This is a genomic window from Streptomyces sp. SX-6 (genome assembly GCF_059089585.1).
In genome coordinates, this window is sequence record NZ_JBTHHU010000007.1 from 180448 (window position 1) to 195615 (window position 15168).

The following is a 15168-nucleotide window of genomic DNA, read 5'->3' on the forward strand; positions in this document are numbered from 1 at the left end:
CTTGGTCGACTGACAAAGTTCTGCGTATCGTGGAAGCCCGGACGGGAGGGGCCCTCATGGCGACGTTCCTCTACAGGCTGGCCCGGTGGTGCCACCGGCGCCGCACGGCCGTACTGGCGCTCTGGCTGGTGCTGTTGATCGGGCTCGGCGGACTGGCGGCGACGTTCTCGGGGAGGACGAGCGAGCAGTTCCGCGTGCCGGGCACCGAGGCCCAGAGCGCGGCGGACCGGATCGCGCGAAGCCTGCCGGAGTACGCCAACGCCTCCGCCCAGGTCGTCTTCGCGGCGCACAAGGGCGGGACCGTCGCAACGCCCGTCAACCGCAAGGCGATTGAGGACGCTTCGGCGGCCATCGGCCGGGTCCGGGGTGTCGTCGCGGTCCAGGAGCCGTTCGCCGCGAAGGCCGTGTCGCCCGACGGGCGGATCGCCTTCGCCCACGTCGTGTTCGCCGCGAAGCCGGACGCGCTGGAGGCCGGGCCGCGCGACGCGGTCCGCAGGGCCGCTGCCCCCGCCCGCGCGGCAGGCCTGCGGGTCGAGTTCGGGGGCGACGCGTACACCCCGGGCGTGCGGGTCGAGGGCGGGGAGATCATCGGCGTGGGCGTCGCCGTGCTGGTGCTGCTGGTCACCTTCGGTTCGCTCGTCGCCGCCGGACTGCCCATGGCCGGCGCGGCGGTCGGCGTCGGCGTCGGCATGGCCGGACTGCTCGCGCTGACCGGCCCGTTCGAGATCATCTCCACCGCGCCGGTGCTGGCGCTGATGATCGGTATGGCCGTCGGCATCGACTACGCCCTGTTCATCGTCTCCCGGCACCGGCAGTACCTCGCCGAGGGGCTGGAGCCCGGGGAAGCCGTCGCACGGGCGGGCGGCACGGCGGGCAGCGCCGTGGTCTTCGCGGGGGCCACCGTCGTGGTGGCGCTGGCCGGACTGGCCGTCGCCGGAGTGCCGTTCCTGACCGTGATGGGGCTGTCCGCCGCCGGGGCCGTGGTCGTCGCCATGCTCGTCGCGGTCACCCTGCTGCCCGCCCTGCTCGGCTTCGCGGGCCGCTCGGTCGAGCGGCTGCGCGTGCCAGGGCTAGGGGGTGTCCGGCGGGCCGACACGGGCGAGCGCTGGGGTCGGTTCGTCGTGCGGCGGCCGGTGGCCGTGCTGCTGGTGTGCCTGGCGGTCGCCGGGGCGGTGGCCGTGCCGGCGAAGGACCTGCGGCTCGGCCTGCCCGGTGGCGGCTCGTACCCGGCGGACACCTCCGCCCGCGCGGCGTACGACCTCGTGAGCGAGGGGTTCGGGCCCGGCTTCAACGGCCCGCTGGTCACCGTGGTGGACACGGCCCGGGCGGCCCGGCCCGACCAGGCCGTCCAGCAGGTGGCCGGGCGGCTGTCACAACTGCCCGGCGTCGCGACGCTGTTGCCGCCCTCCTCCGACCGCGGCGGCAGGCTCGCCGCGATCGCCGTCGTCCCCAAGGGCGGGCCCGACTCGCGGACCACCCACGACCTCGTCTCCGCCATCCGCGACCTGCGCCCCCAACTACGGGCATCCGGAGCGGACGTCAGGGTCACCGGCACCACCGCCGGCAACATCGACGTGTCGGACAAGCTCGGCGCCGCGCTCCCACCGTTCCTCCTGGTGATCGCCGGCATCTCGCTCCTCCTGCTCACCCTCGCCTTCCGCTCGCTGCTGGTGCCGCTCAAGGCCGTCGCCGGTTTCCTGCTCAGCGTCACCGCCTCCCTCGGGGCCGTCGTCGCCGTCTACCAGTGGGGCTGGCTCCGCGACGTGATCCCGGTGCCGAGGACGGGGCCCGTGGTCGCCTTCCTGCCGATCCTGCTCATCGCAGTCCTCTTCGGACTGGCCATGGACTACGAGCTGTTCCTCGTCTCCCGGATGAAGGAGGAACGCGCCCACGGCGCGGAGCCCCGCGCCGCGGTGATCGCGGGCTTCGGCGCCGGGGCCCGGGTCGTGACCGCCGCGGCCCTGATCATGATCTCCGTCTTCGGCAGCTTCGCCTTCGGCCACGACCCGATCGTCCAGCCCATCGGCTTCGCCCTCGCGGTGGGCGTGGTCATCGACGCGTTCGTGGTGCGCATGGCCCTGGTCCCCGCCGTGATGGCGCTCCTCGGCCGGGCCGCGTGGTGGTTCCCGCGCGCGCTCGAACGCGTCGTCCCGCAGGCCGACATGGAGGGTGCGCGGCTGTCCGCCCGCCTCGCCGCCGATGGAGACGGGCGGACAGCCGCGGCCGCGGCGCCAACGGCGGAGCACCACGGGGCCGAGCGGTGACCGGACCCTGTCGACCGTCACCGCCGGGGAGCGATCCGCCAGGCACGCAGGCCCTGCCCGGCGAGCTCCTCCGGCACCGTGGCGAGCGCGGCCTGCTGCTCGATGTGGTGCACCCCGGCCGGCAGACCGCCCGCGAGCACCCGCTCCGCCACCCGCGCCGCCACCAGCCCCGTGACCCGGCTCTGCGAACGCCCGGTCAACGCCCGTGCGGCGCTTCGCCCTTGACGGTACGCATCGGCCCGTACGGCGAATCCGTCGCCGCCGAGGTGCACCTTCCCGACCGCCGAGGTGAGCGCGCCCTCGGCCCGTACGGCCCGCACCGCCCGGAAGACGCCCGCGCGCCGCAGAGCGAAGAGCAGCCCGGTGAGCGGCCCCGAGTCCAGGGCGAAGCGGGTGGTCACCTCGGGGACGCCGAGGGTGCGGCGCAGGGCGTACTGGTCCGAGAACGGGAAGGCGTGCAGGGTGCGCGGCCGGCCCGACGGGGCCATGGCGGTGCGCAGGCGGTGGGCGAACTCCCGGTTGTTCTCCGAGAGTTGGCCCACTGTCCAGCGGAGCGCGTCCGCGCCGTGTGCCTCGCCGGCGCCGATGAGGACGGACAGCTCGATCCGGTCGGCGCCGCCGAGGTCGTCGCGGACCCGGCGGGCCAGCAGGTTGGTCAGACCGGGGGCGACCCCGACGCTGAGCACCGCTCTCGCCCCGCGGGCCCGGGCGAGGTCGTCGAGATCCTCAACTGCCGTGATGAGCCGGTGTGTTGCCGTGACGTCCACGAGGCCGATGCCCCGCTCGAAGAGGAGTCTTGCCGGGTGGCCGGACGGTTCTCGGGGCTCGACCGTGAGGACGACGAGCGACACGCCGTCGAGGGCGCGTTCCACCGAGGAGGGGTCGGCGAGATCGACCCGGGCCGGGCGCAGGATCCCCCCGCTGTCGGCGGCGCAGCGTGCCGCGCGGTCCGCGTCCCGCCCCGCGACGACCACCCGGCCCGGCAGCCGCTCGGCCAGAGAACGGGCCGTCACCTGCCCCACCGCGCCGTAACCGCCGATGACCAACACCCGTCCGGTGTCGCCAACTTCTGGTTTTGTCATGGCCACATGAAATCAATGCAGAAGGAATCCAGGCAACCGGACGTGTAAATTCCAGGAAACATAACGCCCGGTGCGGCAGGGCAATTGGAGGACGCGTTCCACCGCCGCAACGGTTGCGTGACGCTTGCCACCTGATCGACTCCCGGCGCTCCTTGACCCGGGGAATGTGAATCATTAATGATGACTGGAGCAAGCAACCCTGGGATCCTGCACCGGAATTGTCCGACGGGGGACAGCTACCTACCACGGCCGGGCCGCAGTCGCGGCCGGAGTGCCGAACCATCGCGTTGACCTGTAGTGGGGCGGGTTACTGCACCATGTGCCCTGCGCTGTTTCCCCGGGCCTCCGTATCGTTTCCGTGCGCGTCACAGGAGACTTCGCACGACAGTCGCCGTGCCCACCGAACGGAGAACCAAGCCGTGCTCTCCAACTCCCCGGGAGAATTAGGAAAACGTTTCCTGATTCTTTCCGTAGGTAAAAACCCCGCCTTTCATGCGGCCGTGGCCGGAGCATTCGCCGAGCTGACCGCCGGCTCGGGCCGCCGCCTCACCGGAACCGGCGCCGGAAAACCGGCCGCCCGCGCGACCGCCCGCCCGCACCGCGACACCGTGGCGAAATCCCGGCGCTTTCTGGACCGCGCCCTGCCGGACGCCGAGATCTGCCTGGTCACCGCCGACACCACCGCCGACGCCGCCCGCGCCCTCGCCGCCCTGCCCCCCGCCCCCGGCGAGGACTCCCTCGCCCTGCTGCTCGTCGACGCCGAGGGGGCGGGGCTGAGCACCGAACCCTTCGACCACTCCGTCACCGACGCCCTCGGCGCGCTGGCCGGCGAACTCCCCGGCCATCTGCCCGTCACGCTCCCCACCCACGGCACCCTCGTCTACGGCCCGTCCGGCGACAGCGCGGACACCGTCCGGGCCCATGTGGCCCGCCCCTACGTCCTGCGCCGCATGCCCCAACACCCCTGGGTGCTCTCGGCCGACGTCATCTGCGCGTTCACCGACCACGTCCAGGTGGGCCTGGCCGCCTCCGCGCTGTACGCCGCGACCAGGACCGGACCCTCCGTGCTCGCGACCGCCCTGCACGGCTTCCTCTCCCGCCGCTCCCGCACCTGGGGACTGCACTACTACACCGGCTCGGTCGTCTCCGGCACCATCGCCGACCTCGACCGGCTCGCCACCGCCACCGGCAACCCCGTGCTGCGCGGCCCCAGCGAACACGGCCTCGCCTGCGGTGCGTTGGCCCGCTGGCAGCTCGACGGGGCGCCTTTCCTCATCGTCGTCACCAGCGGCATGATCGACGAGTTCCGCGGCACCCTGGCCAACCTGCGCGACGCCCGCGCACGCGGCTTCATCCTCTGCGCCGACACCGCACCCGGCGCCTGGTTCCCCTTCCAGGGCACCGTGCACGCCGCCGAGGACGCCCGCGCCGTCCTGGCCGCCAAGGGCGTTCCCCACCTCTACCTCGACGACCCCGCCCGTCTGCCCGATCACCTCGCGCAGGCGTACACCGCCTACGAGGCGGGGCACGGCCCCGTCGTCCTCCTCGCCACCCCCGCCGTGCTCGAAGCGGCGGGCGACATCGGCCCGTTGCCCGACGGCCCGCGCCGCCGGGCCGCGCTCCAGGTCACCGAGAGCGACCTGGAACCCGTTCTCCGGCTCGTCAACTCCCAGTCGGACAGGCTGCTGTGGCAGTGCGGCGCGCTCGACGAGGGCGAGTCCGGGCTCGTCCACGACATCGCCGCCCGGGCCGGCATCGGCCTGGCCGACTCCCTGACCCGGCCCGGCAGCGTCGCCAAGTACCGCAAGGGCGCGGTGGTCGAGGAATACCTGGGCACCCTCGGCATGTACGCCTTCTCCTCGCGCGTCCACGACTTCCTGCACCACGACGGCAGGCTGCGGCCCCGCTCCGAACAGGCCCTGTTCTTCCTCAAGAGCCGCATCACCGAGGCCGCGACCCCCTTCGCACCCCGCGCGCTCGCCCGCAAACTGCGCGTCGTCCAGGTCACCCGTGAACGGGAGCACCTCGCCCCGTTCACCGACCACCCCGTGCACGCCGACGCGCGTTCCTTCCTCACCGCCGTGCGCGAGCGGCTCGACGTCGACCCGGACCTGCTCGCCGCACGCCGGGCGGCCATCGCCCTCACCCGGGAGAGCACCTCCGACGTCCTGCACACCCTGCCCGTGCTGCCGATGAGCGCCAACTACTTCTACGGGCGGCTCCAGCGCGTGCTCGAGGACCTCATCACCACCACCGGCTACACCTACACCGGCGTGTTCGACGTCGGCCGCGGCGGCCTCTCCGCCATCCGCAACCTGCCCAGGACCGGCCCCGGTTTCTCCGGCTGGTACGGGCGCGCGCTCATGGGCGACGCCCTCCAGGCGATCCCCGCGATCGCCCTCACCCGCGACGACAACGTCCTCGCCTTCATCGGCGACGGCGCCACCGCGCTCGTCCCCGACATCCTGCCCACCCTCGTCCAGCAGGCCGCGCTCCACGGCCGGCCGCTGCGCCGCAACGTCACCGTCTTCCGGCTCATCGACGGCGGCCACTCCGTCATCCGCACCTACCACGAGGGCCGGGCCGGGGCCGAGGCCAGCCGGCAGACCCAGGTGCTGCACCTGCTGGAACCGGAGTGGACCCGCTCCTACGGCGACCTCACCGTCCGCCACCGGCACGTCCACGACGCGGCCGAGGCCGACCTGCGCGGCTGGCTGCGCGAACCGGGCACCCTCACCATCTGCTCGGTGATGCTCTCCCACAACAACGAGGGCGACGGCCTCAGTCTGCTGTCCTCCCTCGGCTGGCAGCGCGACGAACTCCCCGAGCTCACCTTCGAACTGGCCCGCGCGGCCCGCTGACCCGCGGCGCCCGCCCGAACTGGAGCCACCACCTTGCCCGTCACCTTCGGCTTCCTCGCCCACCCCACCAGCACCGGGCACCGTCACCAGATACGCGGCCTCGACCTGCTGGGACGCCTCCTCGACGACCACCGCGGCACCGCGCCCCCACCACACCCGCGCCACCACGTCCCGCTGCCCCTGCTCACCTCCGTCACCTCCGCCACCGGCGCCCGTTGCACCGGAGAGGTCCGCTGCCTCCCGTACACCGCACCGCAGTTGCTGCGCCGGCCCACCATCGCCCGCAACCTCGTCGCCGCCGAAGTCACCGCGCTGCGCGACGAGGCGGGCGCCCAACTGGTCGGCCTGGGCGGCGCCACCTCCATCGTCGGGGACCGCGGCCTGTGGACCGCCGAGCAGGTGGGCGTCCCGGTCACCAGCGGCAACTCCCTCACCGCGTACGCCGCTCATCAGGAGCTGCTGCACACGGTGGCGCTCCTCGGCCTCGACCCCGAGCACACCCGCGTCGCCGTCGTCGGCTACCCCGGCTCCATCGGCCTGGCCGTCGCCCGGCTGCTGCTCGCCGACGGCTTCCCGCTCGACCTGGTGTGCCGCCGAGGACAGCGAGCCCCCGCATCCCTGCTCCGCCACCTCGACCCCGAGGACCGCGAACGTACCCGTGTCGTCGACGACATCGCCGACTGCGCCCCGCGTACCCGGCTGTTCGTCTGCGCCTCCTCCACCGGCGGACTCGTCGACCCCGAGGCGCTCCGCCCGGGTTCGGTCGTCATCGACGTCGCCCTGCCCCGTGACGTCACCGTACCGCCGGGCCCCGGCAGCGACGTCCTCGTCATCGACGGCGGCCTCGTCAGCGCCACCGACGCGGTACGGATCGGTGACGGCACCCTGCCCGCACCGGCCCGGCAGCTCAACGGCTGCCTCGCGGAGACGATGGTGCTCGCGCTGGAGGGCCGCACCGAGTCCTTCTCGCTGGGCCGTGAACTCGACCTGGAACGGGTCGCGATGATCGGCGGCCTGGCCGCCCGGCACGGCTTCCTGCCCACCCCGCTCGCGTCGTTCGGCCGCACGGTCCCCGACGACGACATCGCCCGCCTGGCCCGCCACCACCGGCCCGTCTCCGGCGGCGGGGGAGCGGGAGGGGAGGTGACGGCCCTCACCGTGCGGCGGTTCCGGGAGTACGTCAACCCGCCCATGGCCCGGCTGTTCGCGGCCCACGGCCTGGACCGGGTCTTCACGCACGGGCAGGGCGCCACCCTCACCACCGCCGACGGCACCGAGTACCTCGACTTCATCGCCGGCTACGGCTGCCTCAACCTCGGCCACAACCACCCCGAAGTCACGGCGCGGTTGCGGCAGTTCATGGACCAGGGGGCGCCGACCTTCATCCAGTACGTCTCGATGCCCGCCCAGGCCGCCGAGCTCGCCGAGCGGCTCAGCGCGCTCGCCCCCGGGCGTCTCGAGCGCGTCTTCTTCGGGAACTCCGGCACCGAGGCGATCGAGGCGGCACTCAAACTGGCCCGCGCGGGCACGGGCCGTACCCGCCTCGTGTACGCCGACAACAGCTACCACGGCAAGACCCTGGGCGCCCTGTCGGTGACCGGACGGGCCGCGCACCGGGCCCCGTTCGGCCCGCTGCTGCCCGACACCGTCGGGGTTCCGTACGGCGACCTCGACGCCCTCGCCGAAGTCATCGACGGGGCGGCCGCGTTCATCGTGGAACCGGTCCAGGGCGAGGGCGGTGTCGTCCTGCCGCCCGAGGGCTATCTGCGCGCGGCCCGCGAGCTGTGCCGCGGGGCGGGAGCGGCGTTCGTCCTGGACGAGATCCAGACCGGACTCGGGCGCACCGGCGCCCTGTTCGCCGCCGAGCACGACGGCCTCGACCCGGACGTCCTGTGCCTCGCCAAGTCGCTGTCCGGCGGCCTGGTCCCCATCTCGGCGACGCTGTGCCGCGCCGACCTGTGGGACGCCGCCTACGGCAGCACCGACCGGTCGATGCTGCACTCCTCGACCTTCGGCGGCGGCAACTTCGCCGCGGCCGCGGGCCTGGCCACCCTGGACGTGCTCACCGGCCAGGACCTGCCGGGCCACGCCCGCAAGATCGGCGAGCACCTGCGCGCCCGGCTGCGGGACGTGACCGCGCCCTACGGCTTCGTGAAGGATGTGCGCGGCATCGGCCTGATGACCGCCATCGAGTTCGACGGCGATTTCTCCGGCGCCGTACGGGCGTTCACGGACGAGGCGCTCACCCGGCTCCCCGGAGACCTGCACGCCCTCGCGGACTGGCTGCCCGACGACCTGCGCGGCGCGCTGTCGCGCGCGGGCGAGGCGGTGGAGTCCACGCTGGGCGACCTGATGTGCCTGCGCTTCGTGGGCAGTCTCGCCCGCGACCACCGGATCCTCACCTTCGTCACCGCCAACCACAACCGCGTCCTGAGAATCCAGCCGCCGCTGATCCTCGGGACGGCCGAGGCCGACCGCTTCGCCGACAGCGTGGCCGCCGTCTGCGCCGGACTCGCCCTGCACGCGGACCTGGACGCATGGCGTCCCTGACCGCCATCCTCACCGGAAGAGAGACAACCGCCATGAGCGAAAGCACCGTTCAGCAGCAGATGACCGAATTCCTCGTCGACCACCTCGGCCTGCTGCCCGAGGAGATCACCCCGGACGCACGGCTCAAGGAGGACCTGGGCCTCGACTCGCTCGACATGGTCGAGCTGGTGACCATCGTGGAGAGCCGCCTGGGCCTGTCGATCGACGACGCCGCCGCCGAGAAGCTCGCCTCCCTCGGCGACGTGGTCGCCTTCATCGAGACCCAGGAGAACGAGACCCAGGAGAACGAGAGCCGGGTGGACGAGGCCCAGGCGCAAAGGCCCGAGAGCTCCGCCGAGGTCACGGCATGACGGGCCATGGCCGCAGGGTCGTCGTCACCGGGCTCGGCCCGGTGACCTCCGTCGGCGTGGGCGCGAAGCGCTTCCACGTGGGCCAGCTCGAGGGCCGCAGCGGCGTCCGCCCGATCAGCCGCTTCGACGCCTCGGACCTGCCGGTGCGGATCGCCGCCGAGGTGGACCTGCCCGAGCACCTGGAGCTGCCCCGCCGGGAGGTCCGCGCCACCGACCGTGCCACGCAGCTCGCCGACGCGGCGGCACGGCTGGCGCTCGAGGACAGCGGCCTCGACCTCGAGGCCGAGGACCGCGGCCGCATCGGCGTCGCGATCGGCTGCGGCGCGGGCGGCGCCGAGACCACGGAGCACAACTTCCACGCCTCCTACGTCCGTGGCCACCAGGGGCTCTCCGCCCGCTTCATCCCCGCGTCGATGGCCAACAGCCCGGCCGCCTGGATCACCATCCGGCACGGCCTCACCGGCCCGAGCGGCGCGACCGTCACCGCCTGCGCCTCCGGGGCCGACTCCCTCGTCGCCGCCCACCAGATGATCACGAGCGGTGAGGCCGACGTCGTCCTCGCCGGCGGCACCGAGGCACCGCTCGCCTCCCGCATGGTCGGCGGCTTCGCCAGGATCCGCGCCCTGTCCACCCGCAACGACGACCCCGCCGGGGCCAGCCGCCCGTTCAGCGCCGACCGGGACGGCTTCGTCCTCGGCGAGGGAGCGGCCGTGCTGGTCCTCGAGTCCGCCGAGCACGCGGCGGCCCGCGGCGCCGTCCCGCTCGCGGAGTTCCGCGGCTACGGACGGTCCTCGGACGCGTACCACGTCACCGCCCCCCGGCCGGACGGGGCGGGCGCCGCGCTGGCGATCGGCGCGGCGCTGCGGTCGGCGGGCCTCGCCGCCGGGGACGTGTCGTACGTCAACGCCCACGGCACGGCCACCTCGTTCAACGACGCCGCGGAGGCGCGGGCGCTGCACCTCGGGCTGGGCGAGGCCGCCTCGCGGGTGCCGGTCTCCGCGACGAAGTCCATGACGGGCCACACGCTGGGCGCCTCCGGCGCCATCGAGGCCGTCGCCTCCGTCCAGGCGCTCGTGCACAACGTGGTGCCCCCGACAGCGAACCTGGACGAACCGGACAGCACGCTCGGCCTCGACGTCGTGGGCGCGGGCGGCAGGGAGACGGCCGTCGACGCCGTGCTCTCCGATTCCTTTGCCTTCGGCGGGCACAACGTGGTGCTCGCCTTCACCCGGGCTTGACCTCCTTCACTGTGAGGGGTGATCCCGTCACGCATCGTGCCGTTGATCACCCCTCACGGCAGGCGGGCTTGGGGCCTCGCCGCCCCGCGCATGTAGCGTTTGCGGGTACATCCCGCTTCATCCCGCGCGTGCAGCCGTTCCGGCGCCGCCATGCCGATACGAAGGACACCTTGCCCATGCCCTACGTGCGCCACTGGTTGCGCTATTCGATCCTGCTGTTCGTGGTGGCGATCGCACTCGGACTCCTCGCCGCGCACACCTCGCTGATCCAGCCGCACGACCTGGACCTGGACCGCACGATCCAGACCAACACCCGCACCGGCTGGCTGAACGACGTGATGCTGGGCGTCAGCTACCTGGCCTCGCCCGTCGCCGGCGTGATCGTCCTCGCGGTGTGGACCGGCTGGCTGCTGTTCGTACGGCGCCGGCCCATCCGGGCGGTCGCCACGTTCCTCGTGGTCGCCGTCGGCTGGAACAGCACCCAGGTCGCGAAGTTCATCGTGGCCCGCCACCGGCCGCCGGCCAAGTTCTCGCTCGACCCGGAGATCGGCTCCAACAGCTTCCCCAGCGGCCACACGGCCTTCACCGTGGCCGTGGCCGTCGCCGCGTACTTCCTGTTCCGCAACTCCCGCCACCGGCGCACCGTCGCTGTCTGCGGTGTCCTCGCGGTGCTGCTGGTCGCCTTCTCCCGGATGTACATCGGCGCCCACTACCCGACCGACACCTTCGGCTCGGTGCTGATCGCCGGTTCCGCGATCTTCTTCATCACAGGCATCTGGCACGCGTGGCTGCTGCCGAACCTGGACCGCCTGCCGCTGCTCGGCAGCTTCGGCCTGGCCCAGGAGCGGGCGGAGCTCGAGGCGGCCCATGGCGGGACCGGATCCTCCGTGCCCGGCCCGGGGCGCGGCGGACGCCACCGCAGGCGCGTAGGACGCTGAGCGGCAGGACCGGATACGGCGAAGGGGCGGGTGCGTGGAACGCACCCCGCCCTTCCGTATTGCCGCGACGCGTTCTACCGTGTGCGCCGCCGCCGTGGGACCGACCCTGGGGAGGGGCCGTGGATCTCGACTACACCCCGGAGCAGCAGCGCCTGCGCAGTGAACTGCGGGAGTACTTCGCCGGCCTCGTGCCCGAGGGCTCCGCCTCCCGGCACGCCGACCCCGCAGAGCAGAAGCGCTTCTACCGCCGCACCATCCGCCGCCTCGGCACCGACGGCCGCCTCGGGGCAGGCTGGCCCGAGGAGTACGGGGGCGGCGGGCTGACGCCCATGGAACAGTTCATCTTCTTCGACGAGGCCGCACAGGCGGGCGTACCACTGCCGCTCATGGCGCTCAACACCGTCGGCCCCACGCTCATGCGGTACGGCACCGACGAGCAGAAGGCCTACTTCCTGCCCCGGATCCTGTCCGGCGAGATCGACGTCGCCATCGGCTACAGCGAACCCGGCGCCGGGACGGACCTCGCCTCCCTCACCACCCGCGCGGTCCGCGACGGCGACCACTACGTCGTCAACGGCCACAAGATCTGGACCACCAACGGCGACACCGCCGACTGGATCTGGCTCGCGGTGCGCACCGACCCGGACGCACCGCCCCACAAGGGCATCAGCATCCTCCTGGTGCCGACCGCCGCACCCGGCTACTCCTGCACCCTCATCCACACCCTCGCCTCGCACGACACGACCGCGAGCCACTACGAGAACGTCCGCGTCCCCGTGACCAACCGGGTCGGCGAGGAGAACGCCGGCTGGCGGCTCATCACCACCCAGCTCAACCACGAGCGCGTCACCCTCGCCGCCCACGGCGCCTCCGCCATCAGGGCCCTGCGCGACGTCCGCGCCTGGGCCGCCGCGACCCGGACCACCGACGGGCGCCGCGTCCTCGACCTCGGCTGGGTACGCGGCCTGCTCGCGCGCACCCACATCCGGCTCGAGGCCATGAAGCTCCTCAACTGGCGCATGGTGGACGCCCTCCAGCGCGGCACCCTCACCCCGCACGAGGCCTCGGCGGTGAAGGTGTACGGCTCCGAGGCCCGCCGCGAAGCCTGCGCCTGGCTGATGGAGGTGCTGTCCGCGGCCGGGCCGCTCAAGGACGGCTCCACGGGCGCCGTCCTCCACGGCGAGCTCGAACGCGCCTACCGCAGCGCCGTCGTCTTCACCTTCGGCGGCGGCAACAACGAGATCCAGCGGGAGATCATCGCCTGGATCGGCCTCGGCATGCCGAAGGTGCGCCGCTGACGGGCTGACGGGCTGACGGGCGTCAGCGGCCCAGGGGCTGGGTGAAGCGGAGCATGTTGCCGGCCGGATCCCGGAAGGCACAGTCGCGGACCCCGTAGTGCTGGTCCATCGGCTCCTGGAGGACCTCGCCGCCGGCGGCCTGAATCCGTTCGAAGGTGGCGTCGCAGTCGTCGGTGGAGAAGATCACGCCGCGCAGCATGCCCTTGGCCAGCAGCTCCGCCATCGCCTGCTTGTCGGCCGGCGAGGCGTTGGGGTTGGCGAGCGGCGGCTCGAGGACGATCTGCACGTCCGGCTGCTCGGGCGACCCGACGGTCACCCAGCGCATCCCCTCGAACGCGACGTCCCCGCGCACCTCCAGGCCGAGGGTGTCGCGGTAGAAGGCGAGCGCCTTGTCATGGTCGTCGACTGCGATGAAGCACTGGGAAAGCTTGATGTTCATGCCCCCGACGCTACGAGGCGGCGGCGGATCGCGCTTCTTCGATCCTGACCGGTTCGGCGCGCCTCGGTGGTCGCGTGAAGATCTTGGCCACGCACGAGGGGATCGAGGCCTCCGCCCCGTGATCGCGGGCCCGGTACGCGCTCGGGCTCTCGCCGACCAACTCGGTGAAGCGCGAACTGAACGAACCCAGCGAGGTGCACCCGACCGCGAAGCAGACCTCCGTCACGCTCAGGTCGCCCCGCCGCAGCAGCGCCTTGGCCCGCTCGATACGGCGGGTCATGAGATAGCTGTACGGCGTCTCGCCGAAGGCGGCACGGAAGCTGCGGGAGAAGTGCCCCGGCGACATGAGGGCGACCTCGGCCAGCGCCGGGACGTCCAGCGGCTGCGCGTAGTCGCGGTCCATCACGTCCCGCGCGCGCCGCAGCCTCACCAGGTCCTCGAGTGTCACGCCCACCAGCATCGCATGGGGAGTTTCAGTGCTCCTGGGCCGTCGGGCGCACCATGATCTCGTTGATCGCGGCATGCGGAGGCTGGGTGACCATGAACGCGACGGAACGCGCGATGTCCTCGGCCCGCAGCCAGGACTCCTGCGGCATGCCACGTGCCACGGTGACCCCGGTACCGGCCGCCATCTCCGTCGAGACGAGCCCCGGTTCGACCACGCCCACCCGCACACCGCGCCCGGTCACCTCCTGGCGGAGCGCCTCGCCGAACGCGCACACCGCGTGCTTCGTCGCCGAGTACACGCTGTTGCCCGGGCGCACCACCCGGCCCGCGACCGAGCTGACGTCGACCAGGTCGGCGACCCCGCGCGGGCCGTCCGCCGCCGCGCGCAGCAGATGCGGAAGCGCCGCCTGCGACATGTGCAGGACGGCCGTCAGATTGAGGCCGACCATCCGGTCGATCTCCTCGGGGCCGAGCTCCTCGACCGCCCCCACCGCGACGTAACCGGCGTTGTTCACCAGCACGTCCAGCCGCCCGAAGTGCTCGACGGCCTCCTCGACGGTGCGCCGGGCCCGTGCGCTGTCCCGCAGATCGGCGGTGACGGCGACGCACGAGCCGCCCTGCCCCCGGATCGCGGCCGCCAGCTCCTCCAGCCGCTCGGTACGCCGGGCCACGAGCGCGAGCGCCGCGCCCTCCCGGGCCAGCGCCTCGGCGGTGGCCGCCCCGATGCCGCTGGACGCACCGGTCACCAATGCCACACATCCCGACAGCGGTTGCCTGTCACTCATGCCGGAAGCTTGCACCAGATGTGCCCGGACCGCCTCTCATCGGTCTCTCATCGGTCAGGATTCCCACCAGGCCCTACTGGAGGGGCTACTGGTGCCGGACGGACGGGTCTCAGGCGCGGGTAAAACCCCCGCGCAGGCCCGCGTCGACGGCCCGGCCGGCGCGTTCGACGGCGTGGGCCAGGCGCCGTACGTCGTGCGAGGGATCGACCATCGCGCACAGCGCGCCGACGGCCTGACCGCTGCCGAGGGCGACCGGTACGGCCGCACAACACACGCCGGGGATCAGGTCCTCCCGGTCCAGGGCGACCCCGCTGTCGCGGATCGCCGAGGCCTCCCGCCGCCAGGAGGCCGGCAGCGGACCCACGGGCACGCGGGGCGGCGCCACCGCCACCAGGGCCTTGCCGGCGGCGGTGCTCCACGGCCAGCTCACCCCCGGCTGTACTTGGGCGACGTGGTCGACCATGCCGGGGACCCCGGAGACGGCCAGGGTCATGCCCTCCCGCAGCACGCACATGGCGACCGTGGCACCGGTGGCGGCGGCCAGCTGCCGCATCGGCCCCGCGGCGGCGGACCGCAGCCTCGGGTGCGGCTGCCACTCCCGCCCCAGCCGGAACATCCGTGGCCCCATGCGGTAGTTGACGCCGTGGCGTTCGACGGCACCCAGTTCGACCAGCTGCTCCAGTAGCCGGTACGCCGTCGTCTTCGGCAGCCCGCTGTCGGCCGCCAGCGTGGTGAGCCCGGCCTCCTGGGCCTTCTGCACCGCCTCCAGCAGGGCGAACGCACCGTCCAGCACACTTCGCCCCGGAGCGGATCGCTCGCCGGAGACTCTGACCACGGACCTGGGCATGGGCGCCCCCTTTCCCTCGTCATGCTCAGACAACTGCACGGCCATAAACGCCACGTAAATGCCAACTGG

General features: G+C 73.0%; 12 protein-coding genes. 7 read left to right on the plus strand and 5 right to left on the minus strand.

Annotated features, from left to right (window positions below; all coding sequences use genetic code 11):
- The first annotated feature begins 56 nt into the window (after positions 1-56).
- Complete coding sequence (locus ACV530_RS11155; protein WP_494332193.1) at positions 57-2264, plus strand: MMPL family transporter; 2208 nt, start codon at positions 57-59, stop codon at positions 2262-2264.
- Between the two features lie 17 nt (positions 2265-2281).
- On the opposite strand, the gene ACV530_RS11160 is transcribed toward ACV530_RS11155, so the two are convergent.
- Complete coding sequence (locus ACV530_RS11160) at positions 2282-3346, minus strand: saccharopine dehydrogenase NADP-binding domain-containing protein (protein ID WP_494332194.1); 1065 nt, start codon at positions 3344-3346, stop codon at positions 2282-2284.
- 500 nt (positions 3347-3846) lie between these two features.
- On the opposite strand from ACV530_RS11160, the gene ACV530_RS11165 reads away from it, so the two are divergent.
- From ACV530_RS11165 to ACV530_RS11190, 6 genes are all read left to right on the plus strand, one after another.
- The gene (locus ACV530_RS11165) at positions 3847-6207 is read left to right on the plus strand and encodes a thiamine pyrophosphate-dependent enzyme (protein WP_494332195.1); all 2361 of its coding nucleotides are present in this window, start codon (positions 3847-3849) and stop codon (positions 6205-6207) included.
- Positions 6208-6240: 33 nt separating this feature from the next.
- Positions 6241-8757 carry a prodigiosin MAP biosynthesis aminotransferase PigE gene (gene pigE / locus ACV530_RS11170; protein WP_494332196.1) on the plus strand — a complete coding sequence of 839 codons (2517 nt, stop codon included), beginning with the start codon at positions 6241-6243 and terminating at the stop codon, positions 8755-8757.
- 32 nt (positions 8758-8789) lie between these two features.
- Positions 8790-9107, plus strand: coding sequence for an acyl carrier protein (locus ACV530_RS11175; protein WP_494332197.1), 318 nt, complete (start codon positions 8790-8792; stop codon positions 9105-9107).
- Positions 9104-10345 (plus strand): beta-ketoacyl-[acyl-carrier-protein] synthase family protein, encoded by a 1242-nt coding sequence (locus tag ACV530_RS11180; RefSeq protein ID WP_494332198.1) that lies wholly within the window; start codon positions 9104-9106, stop codon positions 10343-10345. The genes ACV530_RS11175 and ACV530_RS11180 overlap by 4 nt, the downstream gene beginning before the upstream one ends.
- Before the next feature lie 176 nt (positions 10346-10521).
- Positions 10522-11283: a phosphatase PAP2 family protein gene (locus tag ACV530_RS11185; RefSeq protein WP_494332199.1), complete on the plus strand. Its 762-nt coding sequence runs from the start codon at positions 10522-10524 to the stop codon at positions 11281-11283.
- Positions 11284-11402: 119 nt separating this feature from the next.
- The gene (locus ACV530_RS11190; protein WP_494332200.1) at positions 11403-12581 is read left to right on the plus strand and encodes an acyl-CoA dehydrogenase family protein; all 1179 of its coding nucleotides are present in this window, start codon (positions 11403-11405) and stop codon (positions 12579-12581) included.
- A gap of 22 nt (positions 12582-12603) precedes the next feature.
- On the opposite strand, the gene ACV530_RS11195 is transcribed toward ACV530_RS11190, so the two are convergent.
- From ACV530_RS11195 to ACV530_RS11210, 4 genes are all read right to left on the minus strand, one after another.
- Positions 12604-13020 carry a VOC family protein gene (locus ACV530_RS11195; protein WP_494332201.1) on the minus strand — a complete coding sequence of 139 codons (417 nt, stop codon included), beginning with the start codon at positions 13018-13020 and terminating at the stop codon, positions 12604-12606.
- A 10-nt stretch (positions 13021-13030) separates the two neighbouring features.
- Positions 13031-13480, minus strand: coding sequence for a helix-turn-helix domain-containing protein (locus ACV530_RS11200; protein WP_494332202.1), 450 nt, complete (start codon positions 13478-13480; stop codon positions 13031-13033).
- 13 nt (positions 13481-13493) lie between these two features.
- Complete coding sequence (locus ACV530_RS11205) at positions 13494-14252, minus strand: SDR family oxidoreductase (protein WP_494332203.1); 759 nt, start codon at positions 14250-14252, stop codon at positions 13494-13496.
- 109 nt (positions 14253-14361) lie between these two features.
- Positions 14362-15099 (minus strand): IclR family transcriptional regulator, encoded by a 738-nt coding sequence (locus ACV530_RS11210; protein WP_494332204.1) that lies wholly within the window; start codon positions 15097-15099, stop codon positions 14362-14364.
- Positions 15100-15168: the final 69 nt, after the last annotated feature.

Coding starts and splice junctions, on each gene's coding strand:
- ACV530_RS11155 (WP_494332193.1), top strand. CDS start 57: ATGGCGACGTTCCTCTACAGGCTGGCCCGGTGGTGCCACCGGCGCCGC.
- ACV530_RS11160 (WP_494332194.1), bottom strand. CDS start 3,346: ATGACAAAACCAGAAGTTGGCGACACCGGACGGGTGTTGGTCATCGGC.
- ACV530_RS11175 (WP_494332197.1), top strand. CDS start 8,790: ATGAGCGAAAGCACCGTTCAGCAGCAGATGACCGAATTCCTCGTCGAC.
- ACV530_RS11180 (WP_494332198.1), top strand. CDS start 9,104: ATGACGGGCCATGGCCGCAGGGTCGTCGTCACCGGGCTCGGCCCGGTG.
- ACV530_RS11185 (WP_494332199.1), top strand. CDS start 10,522: ATGCCCTACGTGCGCCACTGGTTGCGCTATTCGATCCTGCTGTTCGTG.
- ACV530_RS11195 (WP_494332201.1), bottom strand. CDS start 13,020: ATGAACATCAAGCTTTCCCAGTGCTTCATCGCAGTCGACGACCATGAC.
- ACV530_RS11200 (WP_494332202.1), bottom strand. CDS start 13,480: ATGCTGGTGGGCGTGACACTCGAGGACCTGGTGAGGCTGCGGCGCGCG.
- ACV530_RS11205 (WP_494332203.1), bottom strand. CDS start 14,252: ATGAGTGACAGGCAACCGCTGTCGGGATGTGTGGCATTGGTGACCGGT.
- ACV530_RS11210 (WP_494332204.1), bottom strand. CDS start 15,099: ATGCCCAGGTCCGTGGTCAGAGTCTCCGGCGAGCGATCCGCTCCGGGG.